Below are 20,872 nucleotides of genomic sequence, written 5' to 3'. Positions count from 1 at the left end.
ACCTGGAATACCCGATATTAGTAAAAGAGGGTCATATTTAATAGTTTCACAAAATGAAACAGTTTTTAATTTAAACAATTTTTAATATGAAAATATCAACCGACAAAGAATATAAAGGGGCCGTGCACAAAGTATATAGCCTAATGAATTTGGGTGATAATAATATTAGTGATGCTGATGCTCAAAAAATTGAAGCGATGGCAAAGGCTATCGAAATTTATGAAGATAATGTTCTGAAAATAATGCCCCTTCCCGTCACCGTTGCCTTCATAGTTCAAGATAAAATTGCAGCAACGAAAGAAAAAAGATAAGATTTATGGTGCCTCAACCCACTGCCATCTCCTTCAATGCAGAAACCAATTGGTCCAGCTCCTCCGGCATGGTGAAAATATTTGGAGTGATCCGGCACCCCTGGACTCCTGCATCCGGCATGTCGATGGCCACCGTGTAAATCTTATATCGTTGAAGCAGCCGCACAGCGAGATCGTCCGGTTTTATCCCTTTGATCCCTACATTGGCTATGGCACAGCTGCGTGTCGCCTCCACGGGAGTATTAACAATAATGCCCGCAATGCCGCGCACCCTGGTTGTCCAATATTGCTGCAGATACCGGAGCCGATCTTCTTTATTGCCAGGCCCCAGCGTATTATAATAATCGATGGCATCATTGATAGCCAGATCGGTATGGACGGGTAAGGTTCCTGTATGGTTCAGCCGGGCAATGCTGGTGACGGTATCGTCGGCCTCTGCCAGCAAGGGCCAGATTTTGCCGGCGAGTCCCTTCTTTACATAAAGGATACCTGCACCCAACGGAGTGCTGAGCCATTTATGCAGGCTTGACCCATAATAGTCACAACCCAGATCAGGAATTGTATGCCGGATATGAGCGAACGAATGTGCTCCATCCACCATCACCTCTACGCCATGGGCATGGGCCATATCGCAGATTTTCCGGACGGGCATAATCTGCCCGGTGACATTTACCATATGACTCACCATAAGTAACCGGGTTCGCGGAGTGATCATGCGCTCATACAAGGAGACCAACTCTTCGTCCGAACTGGGATGATTGGGTATCGATACAGTCTTGCAAACGATACCTTGTCGTTTTTCAACCTGGTGAAACATCTGGAGCATGGCGCCATAATCCTTCAGCGCCATGATGGCTTCGTCCCCAGTCTTCCAGGGATAGCCGCCGATGATCATGTCAAGAGATTCCGTCGTATTCCGGGTGATGATGAGTTCCTCCGGCAAGCATCCTCCGAGAGAAGCCAGCCTTGAGGCCACCGCTTTTTTTCGGTCGTATTGGACAGTCCGCATATAATAGGCCCCTTCATAATTAATCTCTTTCACATGCCGGATAAAGGCTTCCAGGGTTACTTCGGGGATTACGTTATAATAGCCGTTCTCCAGATTGATATAGTCTGGCTTTAGCCGGTAACCATGACGGATGCCGGTCCAGAAATCTTCATTTGCAGCGAGATTTTCTACAGGATGCCGGTCGAAGCTGCCGATCCACCGGGCCATTCCGGAAAGCGAGAAAGGGAGACTGGTGCCGGCAATGGTCATGCCTTTGAGGAAGGTCCTTTTGTTCATGCGACGGGTATTGTACTAAGCTACCAAAAAAACAGGAGTTCCTGCAATGCGTCCCTAAATTATGCACTGAATTTGTTTGGCAGGTATAAATGTAATAAACAAAATGTAGTTAAAAACCAACCCGTTATTGACAAAAATGGATTGTTTGCTATCATTACAGTATCATAAGTTCTCTTTACTTCCTTGAAATAGGGAACAGCGGACAGAATTAGCATGATAACCCCTCCCATAAATGACTATTGTAATCATAATTGTCATTAACGCTCTTATTGGCAGATAATCCCGCCATTCTCCATCAACTACCGTCGAAAGGAAGCAAATTAAAAAGGTCACAAAAAACGTAAGGAATAGCTGAAACAAAAAAATATTCAGATGACGAAACCGATCCGCATGCAGTATCTTTGCTTATGCCATTATTGAAATTAACCACATAAAATCAATTTTCAATACCTGATTCAGAATCGCTTGCCTGCCAGGACGAAATTCCAACCAATTTTCCGCTTATTTTATTCGGTTTTGTTATCAAAAACTTATCTTAGGAAAACCAAAAAATTAAAATTACCCCATGGCCTGGAATTAATATTACATTTTCGATAAAGGACCCTTTTTGAGAAAAAAGAATGTCCTTAATATTATTATTGAAGAAGGGCGGGATCAATACATGATCTTTTCTTGTCAAATTTAAACAGGTAATTCATGCCAATATTAGTTCACCTGGCAGACGAAAGAGAAAGAGCCAGAATCAAACGAAATGGAATAAAGATTGGCAAGGACCGGAAAGGTATTTTCTGCATGCCTGTCCTACCTAATTTTTTTATTTCGCACCAATGGCTTCGTGAGCTAAAAAGGAATGGCACCCGGACTTTTATTGGTATTTACTTTAGAATAGACAGCAAAGCAATGGTTTATGCCGGAAAATATAACGAGCCACACCGGCAAATAGAACTTGGAGAGGCTATCAAAGAAATTATGGCATTGGAAGACCCCTTAGGTTATGAACTGATCGTCGACAGGAAAATCGAACCAAAAGAAATTGATAAGATAAGACTTCTACCTCAAAAAATCGGATGGAGGTATTTGCCGCATAGTCATCTAAAACGACCAACTTGCGCCTGTCAGGTATGTATCCAGCGAGGGAACATCAAGGGCAGAAAACTACGTCAAAAGCTAGAGCCACCTTCAAAGAAGGCCTCTTTTGATCAGCTTCTTACAAAACTTAAGGAGGAAACCGATGAGTACGAAATAGACAATTTACTTTATTCCATAAAAAGCACCCGCAGAAGATCCGACCCCAACCAACTGCTTTTCCTCCTTGAACGTAAATCCAATTCCATAAATCAATCCTTAGCTCTTGCGCTAGGTGCCTTTAGACATGAAAACACCAAAAAAGTACTGCAACAACTACTTAAAAGTACAGATGAGGATACCAGGGAATTTTCGACAGACAGTTTTTTAAATCTTTATGGAATAGAGGCGGAAATATTCCTGAAAAAATTGAATGACCCGGCCATTAATCAAGCAATAGAGGAATGGAAAAGAGAGTAAATTAAATTTTACCAATTTTGGAGCATGTTTAGAGTAAAAAAACGATCAATGATTTTATTACAAGCTGCAATTGCCGCAAGTTTTCTTCTTTTATCCTTTTCAACGAACTAAACCCTGATATTGGGCGCTTCACTTAATCAAACCAGCTTTGCTTAAAGATTACTCCCTTGCAAATAAACATAAGGAGGTTTTAGTATAAAAGTCACAACACCACCAATTTTCGGGAATATGTTTTCCCATTACCGGCCCTGATGGCCCGGATGATATAAAGGCCATCCGGTAATGTGGGCGGGATTTCCAGCAAATCAACCTGCGCGGTACTTCCCACCTGCATAATCCGTTGCTGAATAAGGGCGCCGGCCATATTGAACAAACATACCTGGTATTCCCCCTCCTCTACCTGCCAGGAAAGGCTGATAGCCACACCCCGACGCACCGGGTTGGGATAGACCGATAGTTCCTTTTTTGGAAGGAGATGACAATTTTCAAGGGTATCTGTCAATCGCTGTTTCCAACTGGTAATTTTAATACTACGCACCACAGACAGCCCACCCATATATACGGTGCACGTATTCTGGTTCCCAAACCCATGCACCACTGCCGTGGGCAAAACTTTGAATGAATCTGTAACAGGTTTTGGCATAGTGTCTTGTACTGCCACCGCGGCTATACGTTCACGGACGGGGGATGTTCCAACAATGCCTCGGGGTTTGGCTTGCCTGATTTGCGCCGGGAGGCGGCTGGCCACCAGCAATCCTGCCAGGATCAGCGGCCATCCCTTCCATCGGCTTTTATCAGGTTCAGGTTGCAGCAAAAAAGCCCGGTTCAGCTGATCCGGCGCCAGCCGGCCGCATACGTTTTGCCCTGCCCGGGCCAGGTGGGTGATCAGTTCCCTGTCGCTCATGCCCGTGAAATCCACCACGGTCTTGTTGCAGGATCCACAAAAGCGGCCATTTTCCTCAGGGTGCATGGAATTCCAGGATTTATCACAAGGGGTTACCAGCTTCAGTTGAAAATTCGGATTCATACAATTAGTTTGGAGATAGGATGCGGAGAAAAGAAGAATTACATATAAGGAGTGTTTTTTTTCTTTATTTTAACATAAAAAATTACTTATGACCTATCGCGAAAAATTATATTTAATTCATCTGACACAAAATTTAACCGATACTCATGACAGATTTAATGCTTTATAAATCTCCCTGGAAAGCAATAAAACTGATCCTGTTATCCTCAATATTCGTTTTGGGCGGTCTTTATATGCTCAATGGGCCTGACGCGCCCTCCTTTGTTGCATGGGCAGGTATTTTATTCTTTGGGTTGGCGATGCTGGTTGGGATTTATCATTTACTTGACAGGAGACCACAAATAATCATAAATGAAATCGGGATCTTTGACAGGACTGTGCATAAAAACGTTATAAATTGGGAAATTATCCAGGACGCCTATTTGGCAGAAATCTATCGTCAAAAATTTATTTGCCTGGTTGTTGACGAACAATTCGAGCCATCCGGGTCAAAAGGTAAATTCGCCAAAAACATGTCAAAACTTTCAAAATCGATAGGGTGCCAGGAATTGAATATTCCTCTTGGCAGTGTTAAAGTGGATGCTGAAAAATTAACTGACCTTGTCCTTTTACTAAGGACCGCGGAGAGGTCGAACCGGGAGAGCTTAATAAGGAAAGCATTACCCGACCAGTATATTTAACAATCAGGAAAAGCAATGCTATGGTAATACCCTTCCTTAAGGTCGAACTGCCCAGGCAAGGCCGTCAGGCACTCCACCCACAGCAAACTGACTGATGACTTCCAGGGTTTTGAGATCTATAACTGCTATATAATTATCGGCAGAACAGGCCACAAACACCCGTGAACCGTCCGGGTCCATAAGAATGCCTGCTGCCCCATGACCAATTTTCAGGCGTTTTTTTTCTTTATGTGTTATGGCATCATATATGAACAAGTCGCCGGATCTGAGGCTTGAAATAAATACCTGGCTGCCATCCGGAGTAAACTTTAATCTGTTAGCGCCAAACACCCTGGCATCTATAGTTGAAGCCAGTTTGTTTGTCTGCAGATCAACTATAGCAATTGTCCCGTCTTCGCTTGCTGCTGCCCATAACTGGCTACCATCGGGCGATACATCAAATCCTTCGGAACCCATGCCGACCGGAACTACTGTATGGATCCATACCTCACGGGGTTTAGCATCCGGAGGTGCGGATTTTCCAGGCTGAAGAACGGTATCTGAAAGGATGCTGACGGTTCCGGAAGAAACGTTGGTCGTATAAACCCTCCTACCATCGCTGGAAACATAGATCATATGCGTTCTATCCTGCCCTGTTCCCATGGCCCAGTCCATCTTACCGGAGGCAGGGTCGTAGCGGCCGACTGACTTGGAGCCCTCTGCGGAGAACCACAGCTTGCCATTCACAAACGTCAAACCATGCGGGCCATAAAGCGGTTTGGTATCAAAAGTGAATAATGGTTTCTGCGCAACAAGATCTAATACGTTAAGTTCATGTAAACTCCCGCCCCCATAAATGGAAACATACGCAGTCTTGCCGTCAGAAGAGGCAATAACTTCATGGGGATCACTGCCAACAGGAATACGCGCAATAACTTTCAGCGTTCCCGGATCGATAATGGCCAGGGTATGGTCAGTTTTCGAAAGCGCCAGCAGTGAGCGTTTCGGAGTTGGTTGCGCAACACAAACGGTTCCGGAGCAAACCAAAAATCCGGATACGAACCCGGCAACAAACAATTTGATCATTTTCGATTTTATGGCAGACATAAATGATACAGACTTAAATGATACAGACATAAATGATACGTTACCGAAGGATAAGTTAGTGCCTTCAGCTTAATTTTTCACTAAAAAAATCAATGGTCCTTTTCCAGGCCAATTCGGCGGCGGCCTTGTCATAACGGGGAGTGGTATCGTTGTGAAATCCATGGTTCACGCCGGGATAAATGTAAGCAGTGTACGCTTTTTTATTCTCTTTTAAGGCAGTTTCATAGGCCGGCCATCCCTCATTGACATGGGTATCCAATCCTGCATAATGCAGAAGAAGCGGAGCTCCTATCTGCGGAACAAGCTCCTTTGAAGGTTGAGCTCCATAAAAAGGGACGGCGGCAGACAGCTCCGGCAGCCGAACGGCCATCATATTGGCAATCCCGCCGCCAAAACAAAAACCTACCACTCCAATTTTCCCGTTACAGGCAGGATGTTTTTTCAGGTATCCATAAGCCGCTATAAAATCTTCCAGCATTTCATTTTTATCCCTTTTGCTCTGCAACTCGCGGCCTTTATCATCATCTCCCGGATAGCCGCCTAAAGGCGTTAAAGCATCCGGAGCTATGGATATAAATCCGGCTATTGCCGCTCTCCTGGCGACATCTTCGATATATGGATTTAATCCGCGATTTTCATGAACGACGACAATACCACCCAGCTTGCTTTTCATGTCAACCGGTTGGGAGAGTAACGCCTTGATCGTTCCGCCGCCTTTTTCGGATTTATAGGTAACATATTCAGAACGCAGACGCGGGTCGTTGGCTTTTACCTGCATGAAATTCTGGTAATCAGGCATAAGGTAACTCATCAGGGCAGGCACGGTGAGGCTACCTACTGCATAGACAGAGAGTTTTTCCATAAAATTCCGTCTGTTTAGCCGGTTATGGGCATAATCGTCATACAGATCAAATACTTCCTGTTTAATATCTTCCTTATTTATGGGCATATAAGATATTTTTAATTTTTGTCCAGGCAAAACCAGGTGTCACTAAATTTAACCATTATAACTAATATTATAAAAAAATTGGAGGGTTCCGTTTAAATCTCTTGATTTTTATGATTAAGATTGCACCGTTATGGATATACCTCTTTTCAAAAAACTGCATGCCGAAGGACATATCTCTGACCAGCAATTACAGCAGGTGGAAGATCTGGAAGGCCGTCGACTCTTTTCGCTTTATTGGGAGCTCAGGCTCCTGCTGTATTTAGGCGTACTGCTCTTCACCGGAGGATTGGGCATGCTGGTGTATAAGAACATCGATACGATCAGTCACCAGGCGGTCCTGGCTTTTATCGCGCTGGTTACCGCCGGTTGTTTTTATTACTGCTTTCGCAAAAAGGCTCCCTTCGGGTGGGAGAAGATGGAACAGGGGAACCCTTTCTATGATTACATCCTGCTGCTGGGCTGTCTAAGCCTATTGATCTTTCTGGGTTATCTGCAATATGAATATGCGGTGTTCGGTGAACATTATGGGATGGCTACTTTTATCCCGATGATCATCCTGATCTTTGCGGCCTATTATTTCGACCACCTGGGGGTACTTAGCCTGGCCATCACCAACCTGGCTGCCTGGGCAGGAATCGCTATCACACCCTTATCCATACTCAAAGAGGGGAATTTTGCCGATCACCGGCTGATCTCTACGGGATTGTTATTAGGGGCCGTCCTGTTGGCTGCGGGGCGTTTGTCCCTGGCAAGGCGGTTAAAACCCCATTTCGAGATGACCTATACGAATTTTGGGCTCCATTTGTTTTTTATAGCCGCACTCGCCGGCCTTTTCACGTATGACAGCATATACCTGCTATGGTTTCTGGCACTAGGTGCGGTCGCCTGGTTTTTTTATACCCAGGCGATGGAGCGGCGGTCGTTTTATTTCATCCTGGTGCTATTTTTTTACGCCTATATTGCCTTGTCCTATGTTGTGGTTGAATTCCTGTCGATGATGCCGTCAAGGGATCTCAGCCCAATTATCCTGGGACTGATCTATTTTATTCTTTCAGCAATGGGAACGGGCATAGTGCTCGTCCGTTTGAACCGTCAACTCAAATCCCAGGATAATAAATCCCAGAATAACCTATGATAGCCTATAACCGTCAGTCACTCGATCATCGGACCATACAGGAGGAGGCAGGAAATGCTTTGGCTAAAAAAATCATTACTGCAGAGGAACACGCAAGCATCCGGGAAGCCTATCCCTTCAAATTGTACAATCCCAATTTTTGGGTTCGTATCGGCCTTTTCCTGCTCACGGTGCTCGGAACATCCTGCTGTCTGGGATTATTACTGCTTGCCGGATTAGGAAATAATATCGGCAGCACGCTTATTGTTTATGGAATTATCGTGTATGGCGCATGTGAGTATTTTATCCGGTCCAAAAGCCTGTTCAGATCTGGCGCAGATGAAGCCTTGTTATGGATAGCCAGCGGCCTGCTGCTGACAGGGATCAATTTCCTGGTTGAAGAACATAGGTCTTTCATTGAACTCACCCCTACAATGCAAAGCCTGATCGTCTTTCTGCTGGCCTTGTTGGGTGCGCTGCGTTATATCAACCGGTTGATGGCCCTGGTAGCTTATGGAGCCTTGATCAGTCTCTTCTTTAATATGGCAATCAGACAGGGCGCTATGGGCAGGGCTCTTTTGCCTTTCCTGATCATGGTCGTTGCCATTGCTTCTTATCAGCTCTTCATCCGGTTATCTGCTGTTCAACGCCTGCGTTATTATGCAGATAGCCTGGAGATCCTGCGAATGATAACTCTTATCCTCTTTTACCTGGCCGGGAATTATTATGTCATTCGTGAATTGAATGCGCAGCTATCAGGTGAACCAGGATCAGGTTCCGGATCAAGTTCCGTCAATCTGGGCTGGTTATGGTGGGGCCTGACAGGGATCACACCGATCTTCTATATCTTCAAAGGCATTCAAAAAAAAGATCCTATCTGGCTTTGGGCAGGTCTGGCCCTGGTAGCAGCCGCCATCTTCACCTTCCGTTATTATTATCATGTACTGCCTGCAGAGTGGGCAATGATCATCGGAGGCGGCCTGCTGATTGCCGCTGCTTACAGGCTGATCCGCTGGCTGCGTTCTGAGCGGCATGGGTTCACTTCGGCCATGCCCCAGGAAACGCATGTGCTGGAAAATTTACCTGTCGAAGGCCTGATACTGGCTGAGACTTTCCAATCTGTTGCTGCCCAGCCGGAGGGGCCGGACTTCCGGTTCGGTGGAGGTTCCGGAGGAGGTGGTGGTGCCGGAGGGGATTTTTAAGACCCGATGACCAGGTTCTACATTTATCATACTTGCCAGGTCAGCAGCCTGCCAGGTCAGCAGGTAAAAACTCCTTGTACCTTTTCCAGGAAAACTTCCTTTTTTCGACGGCTTACTTCAATTTCCATGTTATTGGTCATTATAACCGATCCGCCTTCGCCACGGATATATTCCTTGACATGGGTAAGATTGATGAGGAATGACTTATGTATGCGTAGAAAAATGTTGCCGGATAATATGCTGTCAAAATCGAATAAGGGCTTGGAAATGATAATTTGTTTGTTATTCGCAAAATGGAACACGGTATAACTCCTGCTCGCCTGGCAGTAAACGATTTCTTCCAATTTTACAATGGTGAACCCTTTCTGGGTCGGCAGGCAGATCTTGTTATCTATTTGTTTTTTAAGGATCGATCCCATACATAATTTTTTGAAAATAAAATAAAATTCCGGCTAACAGGTTTCAGTCCGCCGCCCCAAAAAGGAGGGGCGCGGTTTAGCGCTTGCATGTGTGACTCTTCTATGTAGAAAAGTATGGTAGAATAGAGGAAAACGGGATGTTTTTAGTAACAGTTGCCTAACAGTCTACTTTTTTTACAGCAAGAATCAGGTTGCCGGGGTACAGGCTATTTACTTCCTTTGTCCTATTCCAATCAAAGCCAAGTAAAGAAATGATTTATGAAAACATTGATTATTATCGATGCCCAAAATGAGTTTTCTCCCGATGGCAAAAGACCCGTGCCCGGTCATTCCCAAATAATAGACGTTATAAGGAACAGGGTTGACCAATCCCGTAAAACGGGAGGGCATATTGCCTGGATCAGGCATTTTAACCGGCCCACGGAATCGCCGGCTTTTATGCCCGGGACCTGGGGAGCCGAATTTGTACCGGGTTTGGGCCCCGATCTCCGCGCGGGCAGGGAAAGGGAATTCCAAAAAGATGTTTATGGGGCATTTACCGGTACCGATCTTGGTGCCTGGCTCAAAACAATAGAGACGGATGAAGTGGAGATCATGGGCTTTTATACCCATGGCTGTGTCTCTACTACTGCCCGTGAAGCCATTATGGCCGGCTTGATCGTGTATTTATCCCTTGAAGGAACAGGAGCCTGTGCCATGAGCCATACCTTACTTGGCGTCCAGACCGCAGAAGAAGTACGCAGGACGGCCCTGCTGCAATTAGAAAATATGGGAGCAATTGTTAGCTAGTGTTTTATCTTTATCTCAGATGGGCAAAGAATTATCTATTAACTATTACCGGATTGAACGGGCGATCCACTACATTACCACCCATTTCAAGGATCAACCCGATCTGGATGAGATTGCCGGAAAAGTGCATCTTAGTCCCTTTCATTTCCAACGTCTGTTTTTAGACTGGGTCGGTCTTACTCCGAAAAAGTTTCTGCAATTCGTGACTATCGATTATCTGAAAAGTCAATTGCACCGGACAAATAATGTAATAGATGCGGCCAACCTGGCTGGTCTTTCCAGCCAGTCACGGGTATATGATCTCTTTGTAAATATCGAAGGCGTCAGTCCCCAGGAATTTAAATCTGCCGGGCAGGGTTTGGAAATCTCTTATGGTTATCACGTTACCCCCTTCGGCATGTGTTTTATCGCCATTACCGGCAGAGGGGTCTGTGATTTGCATTTTATCGATGAAGAGGGAAGCCGGGATGAATATGAACGGTTTAAAAAAAAGTGGCCTTTTGCTCTATTAAAACATCAGCCGGATCTTACTCAGTCTTTTATTCAAAAGATCTTCCGGCCGGGATCGGAAAAAAAAGAAACCATCAATCTGCTGGTCCAGGCAACGGATTTCCAGATAAAAGTCTGGGAGGCCTTGGTAAATATTCCCTTTGGATCAGTTCGCTCCTACCAGCAAATAGCCCGGGATCTTGGCCATCCGGGCAGCATACGGTCCGTTGCTTCCGCAGCCGGTAAAAATCCCATCGTATACCTCATACCTTGTCACCGCATCATCACTAAAAATGGGACAGTAGGTAATTTTCAATATGGTAAAATACGCAAACAAACCATGATTGCCTGGGAAATGGCAACGCTTGCCGTTTAAGCTTTTTTACATTCAGCAAGAATCAGGTTGCCGCCATTGGAATCATTTACAACTTTTGCAGCAGGAATAAAACTGCCGCCATGCTACATCTTGCTGTTCTGTTTAAAAAAATGGTTATCCTTCTTTGTTTGTTAATAGCTACCTGGTTAAGGTCCTGTGCTCAACCGAATGAAAACTCCTATAAGTGGGAAGAGATCGATGGCATGAAACTATTTTACCGGACCGCAGGTAATCCCGCAAATCCAGTCCTTGTATTGCTGCATGGCTTTCCCAGTTCTTCCATTATGTACCAGGAATTAATGCAGCGCTTAAAAAATAAGTTTTATTTAATAGCTCCTGATTATCCGGCTCATGGTTATTCATCCCCTCCTCCTGCCGCCTATTCCTTTACATTCGATAATATCAGCCATACCATTGATCTGCTCTTATCCCGCTTAGCCATTCATAAGTATAGTCTCTATATGCAGGACTACGGTTCGCCGATAGGGTTTAGATTAGCCCTACAACATCCGGAAAATATCGAGGCATTGATTATCCAAAATGGAAATGCCTATATAGATGGATTCCCGGAAGCCCGGGACACGCTCGGGGAATTGCAACAATATTGGAAAGATAAAAATAAAACCTATGAAAAGAATTGGATCGCTTATTATCGGAATTTTTATGAACAGCCTCCCTATAACTGGAAATTGAATAACCAGGTAAATCCAGACCGAAGGGTGCTGGATGCAGCCGTTATGCTGAAACCCGGCAGATTGGAATTATTTATGCAACTATGGTTTGATTATGGGAATAATGTTAAAAATTATCCGGCATGGCATGATTATCTAAAAAAGTATCAGCCACCCGTTTTGATTACCTGGGGCAAAGAGGATACCTACTTTACCGTTCCCGGAGCAATAGCCTATCTTAAAGACTTACCCAAGGCGGAAATCCATTTATTAAATGGCGGACACTGGGCGGTTTGTGAGCAGAATACCGAACAAATTGCGGAGCTAATACAAGGGTTTTTTATAAGAAACAAGATTCACAAGTCAAATTAAGTAACTTTGTTGGGTATGGCAACTAAAGCAAAAAAAGAAGTTCAGGTAGGAACCGGTACCCAACCATTGGTTACTGTAGATCCCTCATTACCTTCCTTTGAAGGACACCCCTTCTTTGAAAAAAAAGCCGCCAAGGCTAAAGAGTTGTTGAAAAAAACAGGTCTCCCCGAACAGCTTACCAAGAAGGCTCATTCCTGATAGCACTATTCCTTCAATTATGCATCATCGCTAAAAACTGCGCTGATAACCGGGCACCAGTTGTCCCGGAAACGAACGGTCGGAAAATTCTTGGCTGCATAAATTATTGATTTATAATCATCTGAGAAACTGGCATTAGTTTGGTGTCAGAGGGGAAAGACTAAATCTATGCTCAGGAATTATTTCATGACCGCCTGGCGCAATATCATCCGCGGCAAAGTGTACAGCGCATTGAATATTCTGGGGTTGGCGACAGGGATGGCCGTTGCATTGATGATCGGACTTTGGGTCATCGATCAGGCCTCGTATGACAAGTTTCTCCCGGGCTATGAAAATTCCTACCAGGTTAGGTTCAATTACAATGACAATGGGGTTATCCGGAACCAGGACCATGTGTGCCTGCCACTGGGTGATGCGTTGAAAAAAGATATCCCGGAGATAGCGCATGTGGCGCCGGCCTTTGATTTTGGACAGGGAAGGCTCGAATTAGGAGATAAGCGTATCTATGGGCATATGATCTCGGCCGGGGCGGAGTTTTTGCAGGTTTTCCCATTTCCGCTGGTGGAGGGTGATGCGGCGACGGCGCTACGGGAACCCGGGACTGTGGTAATAACCGAGTCGATGGCCAAGGCGGCGTTTGGGAATGGTCCTGCAATGAATAAGATCGTCAGGATGGGAGGCGGTGATTCGCGGAAAGTGACGGCCGTAGTGAAGGATCTGCCGCGGAATTCCAGTTTGCATTTTGATTTTTTGGTGCCTTTTGTGGAATTTGCGTCGGGAGGCTGGGTGAAGGCGGCGACTACGAATTGGAAGGACGCGTATTTCGAATTATATACTTCCCTGCGGCCGGGCGTTGATGCGGCGAGGGCGGAGGCAAAAGCCAGGAGGCTGGTGAAACAGTACGCTCCCGATTCATATAACACTTTTCACCGGGAACCCATGTTTTATGCCCTGAAGGACTGGCACCTGGTTACGGATTTTAAAGACGGGAAGGCTGCCGGTGGATTGATCGACTATGTTCGTATGTTTAGCATCGTCGGGGTGTTAGTGCTGCTGATCGCCTGCATCAATTTTATGAACCTGTCGACGGCGCGAAGCGAGAAGCGGGCTCGGGAAGTTGGGGTAAGGAAGGTCATCGGGTCTTCGCGACAGGGGTTGATCTTCCAATTTTTGATGGAGTCGGTGATGCTGACCTTTTTTGCGTTTGTTTTTTCCTTTTTGATCGTGCAAGCCGTGTTGCCTGCGTTCAACAGCCTTGCAGGGACCAGTATTCATATTCCTTATGGAAACGGGTTGTTCTGGCTGGTTATGCTGTCTTATGTTTTGTTAACCGGTTTGCTGGCGGGAAGCCGGCCGGCTTTTTATCTTTCTTCCTTCCAACCGGTGAAAGTGCTGAAGGGGGCGATGCGGGTCGGCCGGGCCGCGACCTTGCCGCGGAAGGTGCTTGTCGTGCTGCAATTCACCTGTAGCATCGCGCTTATCATCAGTACGGTCATCGTGTATCAACAGATCCAGTATGCTAAGAACCGGCCGAGGGGGTATGATCCCAACCGGCTTATCGTGACTGCCGGAGTAGCTTTGGAAAAATATCCCGCGTTTAAACAGGAGGTATTGCAGTCGGGGATAGTGAGCAGTATGACTATGTCGCTGACCTCGGCGACCGAGGTCCATTCACATAATACTATAGATAATTGGCCGGGGCGGCTACCGAACGAACCATTTGCACCTGTGATGAATGCAGTGGCGGATACCGATTATTTCAAGACATTGGGAATCGGTTTTGTTGCGGGTACCAATTTTAAAGGGTATGTGGGGGCGGATTCGACGAGCGTCATCATCAATGAAGCTGCCATGCGCCGGATGCGGCTGAAGCAGCCGATCAATCAAACCCTGACCTGGAGTCTGTCGAACGCACCCAACCGGCTCCGGATCGTCGGAGTGGTAAAGGATGCGCTGACGACAAATCCCTTTGCAGCGGCCGAACCGACCGTGTTTGTGTATCAGCCCGGCTGGGCCTGGACGAACACGAGCAGATTATCCCCTACCTTGTCTACGCCCGTGGCGCTGGAGAAACTGAAGACGATCTATATAAAATACAATGCGGAGACTCCGTTTGATTATTCCTTTGTGGATGAAAATTATGCATCCAAGTTTGCACTGGAAATGCTGATCGGGCGACTGGCAGGGATTTTTGCGGCGCTGGCGATCTTTATTTCCTGTCTGGGACTTTTTGGGCTCGCGGCATATATAGCCGAGCAGCGGACAAAGGAAATAGGTATCCGCAAGGTACTGGGTGCGTCTGTAGCCCAGGTATTGGTACTTTTGTCAGGGGATTTTATGCTGTTGGTGATCCTCAGTTGTGTGATCGCATCGCCGGTGGCGTATTATTTTATGAACCAATGGTTGGATGGATATTATTACCGGATCCAAATCAACCCGCTGGTGTTTGTGGCGGCGGCAGTGGTGGCGATCCTGATTACGGCTGTGACGGTAAGTTTTCAGTCGATACGGACTGCGTTGATGAATCCCGTGCGGAGTTTGCGTTCGGAATGATGATCCCATTTCCCGGTTTTTTTAGCTATGTCAATAAGCTGCAGACCGTGTTCAGTCATTAACCCCTGTTCTATCATTTTTTCCGCCCGCTCGATATTGGGTTTACTCCAATTACTTTTTTTGGGGTTACGGGGCGTAAAAGTCAGATAGTAACTTTCAGCATTCCGCTTTTTACATAAGCTGTCTATCCAGCCAAAACACAAGGCTTCTTCTGTAGCCTCAATGCGATTCACAGTTTGAACATCGCTTTTTTGGTGATACAGGATGAGCCAAACTGATTGTTCGGATTGGCCATTCCGTTTTAACCAATTCCGCCATGCTGTTCTCTTTTTGGCATAGACAGCTTGTTTTCCATCTTTTATCTCCATAACGGCGTATTAATTTGTTTGCCTGATTATATTTGTTCTCTTATAGAAGTTATAGATTCTTTTGTTTTAAAATTTCGAGATAATGCACATTGGTCATTATGCCCAGAATATTTCCAAAGGGGTCAGCCACAGAGGCCGTTACAAATGTTCCTTTTCCCTGACTATGGTCCGTGATGGGTTGATATTCGGTTGCACCCATGGCAATAAGTTTGTCAAGCGTTGCTTTCAAATCGTCAACATGCCAATGGGCAATTGCTCCTGAAGGTTTTGCGGAATAACCTTCCGGTGCATAACTGCTATCGATTATTCCTAATTCATGTTGGTAGTCGCCAATGCGAAACTCGGTATAACCCGGAACATTAAAATAAGGCTCAATTCCTAACAATTCGCTATACCATTTTTTGGCGGCTGCATGGTCTGTTGCATAAAAGTTAACTGTCGCTAAACCCCGTAATACCGATGATTTTTCCATTTTTCTTTGTTTTTGCAATTATTTATAGAACAAAGGTAAAAGGGGGCTATGACAGCCCTATGTCAGGGGTCAGATTTATTTTACGGAAAGGGCAAAATATTCCTTCAAGGTCATTTTATGAGGTTCGAATTTTTCAGATTGAATTTGCAGATTTTTAATCCTGTCAAGCCGGAAAAGGCGGAACTCTTTGCGTAACCGGCACCAGGCAACCAAAAGCCAGTTCTCCTGTGTACTTAATAAGGCAAAAGGCTCAATTATCCTTGTACTGGTTTCCTTTGCGTCCTGTTTCTGGTAGTCTATTTTTGTTAAACTGAAATTTGTCAGTGCCAATTGCAAAGTTGACAGATAATTACTTGTTCTGTCGTTTGTATTGTTTTGACTGATGGCTATCCGGTCGGAAAGTAAGTTTGCGTTTTCCTTTGTAGTTTGTCCCAGAACGGATTTTATTTTACTGATGGCTCCGGTGTATTCTTTTACAAAGGAAGCGTCCCTATTTTTCAAAACAAATTGTTCCGCCGTAATCAATGCGTTTGCTTCACTTTCCGTTAAGGAAACCGGTGGGATCCGGTAGCCTTCCATTAAGGAATAGCCTTTCCCTTCTTCGGTCAGAATAGGAACACCTGATTGCTCTAATGCTCTGATATCCCGATAAATCGTTCTTACACTAACATTAAATTTGTCCGCAAGAATGGTAGCCGTGATCAATTTTTTTGTTTGCAGCTGTATCAGTATGGCTGTTAACCGGGAAAGCCGGGTAGTGTCATTATCAATCATTGGTCAATGCGTGTTTATCTAACTAATAAAGTTGCGCCTTTTTCATTAGTTATAACTGATAAACTACTCTGTTTTTTGGATTTTATGAGTTATAACTCATAAAATCCTCTTTTTCCCTGGTTTCAGCCTGGATGGAGTTACCTGCCAAAAAAATCGTAAAATAAATTTGCGTAGTTAAGTAACTACGCATATATTTGTAGTCAAATAGCTACATAATGAATTTAAGACGAGATGTATTTCAAGCCATAGCAGACCCGACAAGAAGGGCTATACTGCTGTTAGTAGCTACACAATCCCTGACGGCTGGTGCGATAGCCTCAAACTTTGACACAGCAAGACCGACCGTTTCCAAACACCTGCAAATACTCACCGAATGCGAATTATTGGAGCAAAATCAGAACGGCAGGGAAATTCACTATCATATCAATGCAAAAAAAATGAAAGAAGTAGCCGACTTCATTGAACCCTTCCGCAACATGTGGGACGACAGGTTTAATAAATTAGAAGCCATCATGAAAAAATACAAAACAAAAAAATAGCCAGCCATGGAACAAAAAACAAAAGTCAATGCCGAAGCCGGCAAACAGGAATTACTGATTACCAGGGAATTTGATTTGCCGCTGGAATTACTTTTCAGAGCTTATGCAGAGCCCGAAATTGTCGAGCAATGGATGGGAACGAAAGTGCTGAAACTGGAAAATAAAAACCACGGCAGTTGGTCATTTGAAACAACAAATGCCAAAGGAAATGTATTATTCAAGGCCAATGGGGTAATCCATGAGTTTGTTCCGAACCGGAAAATCACCCGGACCTTTGAAATGGAAAATACCCCTTTTGGTGTCCAGCTTGAGTTCCGGGATTTTGAAGCGCTTACTGAGGACACCAGCAGACTCAATATGCAAATCGTATACAGATCAGTCGAACTAAGAGACCAAATGATCAATATCGGTATAGGTATGGCCAAAGGCCTAAATATGGCACATAACAGAATTCAGGAAATATTAAGTACTATAAAATAATTAAAAAATGGAAAAGAGAAAGCTGCTTTGGTATTGGATAATTACTGCGATATTAGCTTTTTGTATTTTTTCGGGCGGAATGGCTCAGGCTTTCCAGGTAAAAGGAGTGATGGATGGTTTCAAACCCCTGGGCTACCCTGCTTACTTTATTTCGCTTATCGGGGTTTGGAAAGTATTGGGCATAATTGCGATATTAATCCCGAAATTTAAATTGCTGAAAGAATGGGCATACGCGGGTATATTTTTTACCATGACCGGCGCAGTGTTTTCGCATATTGCCAGCGGTGATATTGCGGTTCAAATAATTGCCCCGGTTTTATTGGCCGTTCTTACGGTATTATCCTGGTATTTGAGACCCGCCGATAGAAAGATCAGTTCAGTTAATTTATAAATGAATAACATGAGCCGCAAAAAGGAGTTGTCACCAGCACAACGTAAAGAACTACTTAGTATAGTAAAAGCCCGTTTTGAGAAAAACACAAACCGGCATAAAGATCTTGACTGGGCTAAAGTACAGGCAAGGCTGGAAGCTAATACCGAAAAGCTGTGGTCGCTCCATGAAATGGAAATAACCGGCGGCGAACCCGATGTTGTCGATCAGGATAAAAACAAGGGCGAATACATTTTTTTTGATTGTTCGGAGGAAAGTCCCAAAGGGCGCAGAAGTTTTTGCTACGACCGTAAAGCTTTGAATTCGAGGAAAGAAAACAAACCAGCAAATACCGCCATAGACATGGCCTCGGATATGGGTATCGAGCTGTTGACAGAAGAGCAATACCGGAAATTGCAGCAACTTGGAAAATTCGATACCAAAACATCGAGCTGGATAATAACCCCCGCCCATATCAGAGAACTTGGCGGGGCTATCTTTTGCGATCGCCGGTACGACACTGTTTTTGTTTATCACAACGGTGCAGAATCTTATTATGCCGCAAGGGGTTTTCGGTGCTCGCTAAGCGTCTGAATAGGAGACAAATAATATGGAACAATTACGCTAAATTTGAATTTTAAGCCTTGCTACAACAAAGAATAAAATGAATCCTAAGGTTGATTTTTACTTCGGTAATGCCCAAACCTGGCAGAAAGAAATTGAGAAATTAAGAATGATCGTTCTTGATTGCGGGCTTACCGAAGAATTGAAGTGGGGTGTTCCCTGTTACCAGCTTCAGAAAAAGAATATCGTTTTAATACATGTGTTTAAAGAGTACTGTGCGCTTTTGTTTTTCAAAGGTGCCTTGTTACATGATCCCAATGATATGCTGATCCAACAATCAAAAAATACGCAGGCAACGCGCCAGGTCAGGTTCACCAATGTCCGGGAAATAGTCAAACTGGCACCTGCCCTGAAAGCCTGTATCTACGAAGCCATTGAAGTGGAAAAAGCCGGTTTGGCTGTGAAATTTAAAAAGACCACGGAATTCCCTGTTGCTGAAGAATTTCAAAAGAAACTGGATGAGAAACCTGCCCTGAAAACTGCTTTCAGGGCATTGACCCCCGGGCGGCAAAGAGCATATCTTCTTTATTTTTCCGCAGCCAAACTATCCAAAACCCGGGAGTCAAGGGTTGAAAAATCCATGAAGGATATTCTCAAGGGGAAGGGATTAAACGATTCTTAATGTTAAAGGATTAAATGATCGCGTTTCCCCCATCATTTGTAAATATAAAAGCTATCGTTTATCTTAGGGTATTATGAAACTATTTTGCCCTCTGGCCCTCTTTACTTGCTCTATTACCTTCTTTATATGTCTGTTCGGTATAAACGTGGCCGCACAGGATCTGCCTCTCCGTTATTTTGACATCAGGGAGCCGTCGCACAAAAAGAACCTGCCGGCCTACAATAAAGTATCCAACAGTCTGTATAAAAAAATCAACTTCCTCGACTCCCGGGAAGACACGACCTATATCGGCAGCATAAATACCGGCTTACTCAGGCATGAGGCGAAACTTAAGCTCCGCATGCCCTTCCAACCGCAGTTGCAAGCCCTGATGGACTCCCTGACCGATAGTTCCGCCGGCAATGGTGAATTGCTTTTCCAGCTGCGCGATTTTCATTTTGTGGAACAAACGGCAACCCGTTACTGCTACCTGCAGATCGGTCTGTACGTAAAAGTACTGGACCAATATCAGCAACTATCCATCCTGGACACCGTGATGATCCTGACCAGCTCCGATGTCACGGGCGCAGCTCAAAACCAGGGCAGCCGGATCATCACAGAATTCCTGGCTCATGAATTACCTCGCAGGCCGGAGGATGCTGTAACCTGCCAGATAGGGGAAATCCTGCAATACGACAGTATCCAAAAAAGCCGGATAACACTGTATACCACCACCCAATACGTAGATGGTTTATATGACAATTACCATTCCTTCAGCCGGCAACAACCCGACCGGCAGGGGCAAATAAAGACCGACAGGAAGGAAGCGATCACCCGGGTCGAGGCGGCGGATAGTATGGGCAAGCTGGTGAAGCTAAAGTCCAAAAGCCTGTACGCGCTGGTGTATAATGGCAAGCCCTATGTCGCGACGGAATACGGTTATTATCCCCTGGAAAAGGTGCACAACAACTTCATTTTTACGGGAAAGGTCAAGGTGCTTGCCAGCGAGGGAGATAAGAATGGTGCCCAGGTAGCATTTGGGTTGATCGGAAGGGCATTGGCTTCCGGCGGTTATGAGGCCAGTTATGATTTGATCATCGATCCTGTCACCGGTATGTTTGTACATTTGCGGAAGATCGAGACTCCCGAGCAGGTTCTGTAGGATTTTATAGGTGGAAGGCGTAAAATATACAAATCAACTTAAGTATGAAATTTACCAAACTGGTCCCCAATCTGTTTTATACAGATATTAAGGTAGGCCTCCGGCTTTTTATTGACTGTCTTGAATTTAGTATTGGTCATGATGAATTAAATACAGATCATCCTTTTTGTGCCATCGAGAAAGATGGATTGGGTATGCTCTTATTCCAAAACAAGGAATACGCCGAAAAGGACAGGCCTGAATTGAGGTTGGTGACAAATAATATTGAAGAGGTATATAAAAAAGTAGCCTCCACACATCCGGAATTCCTGCATCCAAACCTTAAAGAAATAACCCTCCGGCCATGGGGAGCCAGGGAATTTGCATTAAAAGATGATTCCGATGTTTGCATCATTATTCAGCAGTGGTCATGATAC

Annotated in this window: 25 protein-coding genes; 17 read left to right on the top strand and 8 right to left on the bottom strand. The window is 44.9% G+C overall.

Annotated features, from left to right (window positions below):
• Window positions 1-86 precede the first annotated feature (86 nt).
• Complete coding sequence (locus tag ACX0G9_RS12815) at window positions 87-311, top strand: hypothetical protein (RefSeq protein WP_459065308.1); 225 nt, start codon at window positions 87-89, stop codon at window positions 309-311.
• A gap of 13 nt (window positions 312-324) precedes the next feature.
• On the opposite strand, the gene ACX0G9_RS12810 is transcribed toward ACX0G9_RS12815, so the two are convergent.
• Window positions 325-1,596: an aminotransferase class V-fold PLP-dependent enzyme gene (locus tag ACX0G9_RS12810; RefSeq protein WP_459065307.1), complete on the bottom strand. Its 1,272-nt coding sequence runs from the start codon at window positions 1,594-1,596 to the stop codon at window positions 325-327.
• A gap of 696 nt (window positions 1,597-2,292) precedes the next feature.
• On the opposite strand from ACX0G9_RS12810, the gene ACX0G9_RS12805 reads away from it, so the two are divergent.
• A complete protein-coding gene (locus ACX0G9_RS12805; RefSeq protein WP_459065306.1) occupies window positions 2,293-3,141 on the top strand; it encodes a hypothetical protein in 849 nt (282 codons plus the stop codon).
• 202 nt (window positions 3,142-3,343) lie between these two features.
• On the opposite strand, the gene ACX0G9_RS12800 is transcribed toward ACX0G9_RS12805, so the two are convergent.
• Entirely contained in the window at window positions 3,344-4,168 is an 825-nt protein-coding gene (locus ACX0G9_RS12800; protein ID WP_459065305.1) for a T9SS type A sorting domain-containing protein, read from the bottom strand.
• Between the two features lie 146 nt (window positions 4,169-4,314).
• On the opposite strand from ACX0G9_RS12800, the gene ACX0G9_RS12795 reads away from it, so the two are divergent.
• Window positions 4,315-4,848, top strand: a complete 534-nt coding sequence (locus tag ACX0G9_RS12795) for an STM3941 family protein (protein ID WP_459065304.1) — start codon at window positions 4,315-4,317, stop codon at window positions 4,846-4,848.
• 36 nt (window positions 4,849-4,884) lie between these two features.
• On the opposite strand, the gene ACX0G9_RS12790 is transcribed toward ACX0G9_RS12795, so the two are convergent.
• Entirely contained in the window at window positions 4,885-5,913 is a 1,029-nt protein-coding gene (locus ACX0G9_RS12790) for a YncE family protein (RefSeq protein ID WP_459065303.1), read from the bottom strand.
• Window positions 5,914-5,998: 85 nt separating this feature from the next.
• Complete coding sequence (locus ACX0G9_RS12785) at window positions 5,999-6,883, bottom strand: dienelactone hydrolase family protein (RefSeq protein ID WP_459065302.1); 885 nt, start codon at window positions 6,881-6,883, stop codon at window positions 5,999-6,001.
• 130 nt (window positions 6,884-7,013) lie between these two features.
• On the opposite strand from ACX0G9_RS12785, the gene ACX0G9_RS12780 reads away from it, so the two are divergent.
• Together ACX0G9_RS12780 and ACX0G9_RS12775 are read left to right on the top strand one after the other, a co-directional pair.
• Window positions 7,014-8,018, top strand: a complete 1,005-nt coding sequence (locus tag ACX0G9_RS12780; protein ID WP_459065301.1) for a DUF2157 domain-containing protein — start codon at window positions 7,014-7,016, stop codon at window positions 8,016-8,018.
• The gene (locus ACX0G9_RS12775) at window positions 8,015-9,199 is read left to right on the top strand and encodes a hypothetical protein (RefSeq protein WP_459065300.1); all 1,185 of its coding nucleotides are present in this window, start codon (window positions 8,015-8,017) and stop codon (window positions 9,197-9,199) included. Before ACX0G9_RS12780 ends, ACX0G9_RS12775 begins: the two co-directional genes overlap by 4 nt.
• Window positions 9,200-9,255: 56 nt before the next feature.
• On the opposite strand, the gene ACX0G9_RS12770 is transcribed toward ACX0G9_RS12775, so the two are convergent.
• The gene (locus tag ACX0G9_RS12770) at window positions 9,256-9,618 is read right to left on the bottom strand and encodes a LytR/AlgR family response regulator transcription factor (RefSeq protein WP_459065299.1); all 363 of its coding nucleotides are present in this window, start codon (window positions 9,616-9,618) and stop codon (window positions 9,256-9,258) included.
• Between the two features lie 258 nt (window positions 9,619-9,876).
• Between ACX0G9_RS12770 and ACX0G9_RS12765 the strand changes: the two genes are divergently transcribed.
• From ACX0G9_RS12765 to ACX0G9_RS12745, 5 genes are all read left to right on the top strand, one after another.
• On the top strand, window positions 9,877-10,407 hold the full coding sequence (locus tag ACX0G9_RS12765; protein ID WP_459065298.1) for a cysteine hydrolase family protein: 531 nt from the start codon (window positions 9,877-9,879) through the stop codon (window positions 10,405-10,407).
• A gap of 19 nt (window positions 10,408-10,426) precedes the next feature.
• Window positions 10,427-11,272: a methylated-DNA--[protein]-cysteine S-methyltransferase gene (locus ACX0G9_RS12760; protein WP_459065297.1), complete on the top strand. Its 846-nt coding sequence runs from the start codon at window positions 10,427-10,429 to the stop codon at window positions 11,270-11,272.
• A gap of 80 nt (window positions 11,273-11,352) precedes the next feature.
• A complete protein-coding gene (locus ACX0G9_RS12755) occupies window positions 11,353-12,315 on the top strand; it encodes an alpha/beta fold hydrolase (protein WP_459065296.1) in 963 nt (320 codons plus the stop codon).
• A gap of 15 nt (window positions 12,316-12,330) precedes the next feature.
• On the top strand, window positions 12,331-12,513 hold the full coding sequence (locus tag ACX0G9_RS12750; RefSeq protein ID WP_459065295.1) for a hypothetical protein: 183 nt from the start codon (window positions 12,331-12,333) through the stop codon (window positions 12,511-12,513).
• 168 nt (window positions 12,514-12,681) lie between these two features.
• Window positions 12,682-15,066, top strand: coding sequence for an ABC transporter permease (locus tag ACX0G9_RS12745; RefSeq protein ID WP_459065294.1), 2,385 nt, complete (start codon window positions 12,682-12,684; stop codon window positions 15,064-15,066).
• On the opposite strand, the gene ACX0G9_RS12740 is transcribed toward ACX0G9_RS12745, so the two are convergent.
• The 3 genes from ACX0G9_RS12740 to ACX0G9_RS12730 form a co-directional block, all read right to left on the bottom strand.
• Window positions 15,012-15,434 carry a YdeI/OmpD-associated family protein gene (locus ACX0G9_RS12740; RefSeq protein ID WP_459065293.1) on the bottom strand — a complete coding sequence of 141 codons (423 nt, stop codon included), beginning with the start codon at window positions 15,432-15,434 and terminating at the stop codon, window positions 15,012-15,014. The two genes, ACX0G9_RS12745 and ACX0G9_RS12740, sit on opposite strands and share 55 nt — an antisense overlap.
• A 49-nt stretch (window positions 15,435-15,483) precedes the next feature.
• The gene (locus ACX0G9_RS12735) at window positions 15,484-15,906 is read right to left on the bottom strand and encodes a VOC family protein (protein WP_459065292.1); all 423 of its coding nucleotides are present in this window, start codon (window positions 15,904-15,906) and stop codon (window positions 15,484-15,486) included.
• 75 nt (window positions 15,907-15,981) lie between these two features.
• Window positions 15,982-16,680, bottom strand: coding sequence for a helix-turn-helix transcriptional regulator (locus ACX0G9_RS12730; RefSeq protein WP_459065291.1), 699 nt, complete (start codon window positions 16,678-16,680; stop codon window positions 15,982-15,984).
• Between the two features lie 215 nt (window positions 16,681-16,895).
• Between ACX0G9_RS12730 and ACX0G9_RS12725 the strand changes: the two genes are divergently transcribed.
• The 7 genes from ACX0G9_RS12725 (at window position 16,896) to ACX0G9_RS12695 (ending at window position 20,869) form a co-directional block, all read left to right on the top strand.
• Complete coding sequence (locus ACX0G9_RS12725; RefSeq protein ID WP_459065290.1) at window positions 16,896-17,219, top strand: ArsR/SmtB family transcription factor; 324 nt, start codon at window positions 16,896-16,898, stop codon at window positions 17,217-17,219.
• A 6-nt stretch (window positions 17,220-17,225) separates the two neighbouring features.
• Window positions 17,226-17,699, top strand: a complete 474-nt coding sequence (locus tag ACX0G9_RS12720; RefSeq protein WP_459065289.1) for an SRPBCC domain-containing protein — start codon at window positions 17,226-17,228, stop codon at window positions 17,697-17,699.
• A gap of 7 nt (window positions 17,700-17,706) precedes the next feature.
• Window positions 17,707-18,090: a DoxX family protein gene (locus ACX0G9_RS12715; RefSeq protein WP_459065288.1), complete on the top strand. Its 384-nt coding sequence runs from the start codon at window positions 17,707-17,709 to the stop codon at window positions 18,088-18,090.
• 9 nt (window positions 18,091-18,099) lie between these two features.
• The gene (locus ACX0G9_RS12710) at window positions 18,100-18,663 is read left to right on the top strand and encodes a DUF4256 domain-containing protein (protein ID WP_459065287.1); all 564 of its coding nucleotides are present in this window, start codon (window positions 18,100-18,102) and stop codon (window positions 18,661-18,663) included.
• 70 nt (window positions 18,664-18,733) lie between these two features.
• A complete protein-coding gene (locus ACX0G9_RS12705; protein WP_459065286.1) occupies window positions 18,734-19,315 on the top strand; it encodes a YdeI/OmpD-associated family protein in 582 nt (193 codons plus the stop codon).
• A gap of 73 nt (window positions 19,316-19,388) precedes the next feature.
• Window positions 19,389-20,456 (top strand): hypothetical protein, encoded by a 1,068-nt coding sequence (locus tag ACX0G9_RS12700; protein ID WP_459065285.1) that lies wholly within the window; start codon window positions 19,389-19,391, stop codon window positions 20,454-20,456.
• Between the two features lie 44 nt (window positions 20,457-20,500).
• Complete coding sequence (locus tag ACX0G9_RS12695) at window positions 20,501-20,869, top strand: VOC family protein (RefSeq protein WP_459065284.1); 369 nt, start codon at window positions 20,501-20,503, stop codon at window positions 20,867-20,869.
• Window positions 20,870-20,872 lie beyond the last annotated feature (3 nt).

The organism is Flavitalea flava (genome assembly GCF_054461575.1).
Note: the sequence above shows the minus strand (reverse complement) of the source record. Positions and strands in the feature narration are given on the sequence as shown.

Excerpts from the sequence above, each read along its gene's own strand:
- ACX0G9_RS12755 (WP_459065296.1), top strand. The coding sequence starts at position 11,353 with ATGCTACATCTTGCTGTTCTGTTTAAAAAAATGGTTATCCTTCTTTGT.
- ACX0G9_RS12785 (WP_459065302.1), bottom strand. The coding sequence starts at position 6,883 with ATGCCCATAAATAAGGAAGATATTAAACAGGAAGTATTTGATCTGTAT.
- ACX0G9_RS12740 (WP_459065293.1), bottom strand. The coding sequence starts at position 15,434 with ATGGAGATAAAAGATGGAAAACAAGCTGTCTATGCCAAAAAGAGAACA.
- ACX0G9_RS12750 (WP_459065295.1), top strand. The coding sequence starts at position 12,331 with ATGGCAACTAAAGCAAAAAAAGAAGTTCAGGTAGGAACCGGTACCCAA.
- ACX0G9_RS12780 (WP_459065301.1), top strand. The coding sequence starts at position 7,014 with ATGGATATACCTCTTTTCAAAAAACTGCATGCCGAAGGACATATCTCT.
- ACX0G9_RS12810 (WP_459065307.1), bottom strand. The coding sequence starts at position 1,596 with ATGAACAAAAGGACCTTCCTCAAAGGCATGACCATTGCCGGCACCAGT.
- ACX0G9_RS12710 (WP_459065287.1), top strand. The coding sequence starts at position 18,100 with ATGAGCCGCAAAAAGGAGTTGTCACCAGCACAACGTAAAGAACTACTT.
- ACX0G9_RS12700 (WP_459065285.1), top strand. The coding sequence starts at position 19,389 with ATGAAACTATTTTGCCCTCTGGCCCTCTTTACTTGCTCTATTACCTTC.
- ACX0G9_RS12800 (WP_459065305.1), bottom strand. The coding sequence starts at position 4,168 with ATGAATCCGAATTTTCAACTGAAGCTGGTAACCCCTTGTGATAAATCC.
- ACX0G9_RS12705 (WP_459065286.1), top strand. The coding sequence starts at position 18,734 with ATGAATCCTAAGGTTGATTTTTACTTCGGTAATGCCCAAACCTGGCAG.
- ACX0G9_RS12765 (WP_459065298.1), top strand. The coding sequence starts at position 9,877 with ATGAAAACATTGATTATTATCGATGCCCAAAATGAGTTTTCTCCCGAT.
- ACX0G9_RS12795 (WP_459065304.1), top strand. The coding sequence starts at position 4,315 with ATGACAGATTTAATGCTTTATAAATCTCCCTGGAAAGCAATAAAACTG.
- ACX0G9_RS12725 (WP_459065290.1), top strand. The coding sequence starts at position 16,896 with ATGAATTTAAGACGAGATGTATTTCAAGCCATAGCAGACCCGACAAGA.
- ACX0G9_RS12745 (WP_459065294.1), top strand. The coding sequence starts at position 12,682 with ATGCTCAGGAATTATTTCATGACCGCCTGGCGCAATATCATCCGCGGC.
- ACX0G9_RS12770 (WP_459065299.1), bottom strand. The coding sequence starts at position 9,618 with ATGGGATCGATCCTTAAAAAACAAATAGATAACAAGATCTGCCTGCCG.
- ACX0G9_RS12695 (WP_459065284.1), top strand. The coding sequence starts at position 20,501 with ATGAAATTTACCAAACTGGTCCCCAATCTGTTTTATACAGATATTAAG.
- ACX0G9_RS12760 (WP_459065297.1), top strand. The coding sequence starts at position 10,427 with ATGGGCAAAGAATTATCTATTAACTATTACCGGATTGAACGGGCGATC.
- ACX0G9_RS12720 (WP_459065289.1), top strand. The coding sequence starts at position 17,226 with ATGGAACAAAAAACAAAAGTCAATGCCGAAGCCGGCAAACAGGAATTA.
- ACX0G9_RS12815 (WP_459065308.1), top strand. The coding sequence starts at position 87 with ATGAAAATATCAACCGACAAAGAATATAAAGGGGCCGTGCACAAAGTA.
- ACX0G9_RS12775 (WP_459065300.1), top strand. The coding sequence starts at position 8,015 with ATGATAGCCTATAACCGTCAGTCACTCGATCATCGGACCATACAGGAG.
- ACX0G9_RS12790 (WP_459065303.1), bottom strand. The coding sequence starts at position 5,913 with ATGATCAAATTGTTTGTTGCCGGGTTCGTATCCGGATTTTTGGTTTGC.
- ACX0G9_RS12805 (WP_459065306.1), top strand. The coding sequence starts at position 2,293 with ATGCCAATATTAGTTCACCTGGCAGACGAAAGAGAAAGAGCCAGAATC.
- ACX0G9_RS12715 (WP_459065288.1), top strand. The coding sequence starts at position 17,707 with ATGGAAAAGAGAAAGCTGCTTTGGTATTGGATAATTACTGCGATATTA.
- ACX0G9_RS12730 (WP_459065291.1), bottom strand. The coding sequence starts at position 16,680 with ATGATTGATAATGACACTACCCGGCTTTCCCGGTTAACAGCCATACTG.
- ACX0G9_RS12735 (WP_459065292.1), bottom strand. The coding sequence starts at position 15,906 with ATGGAAAAATCATCGGTATTACGGGGTTTAGCGACAGTTAACTTTTAT.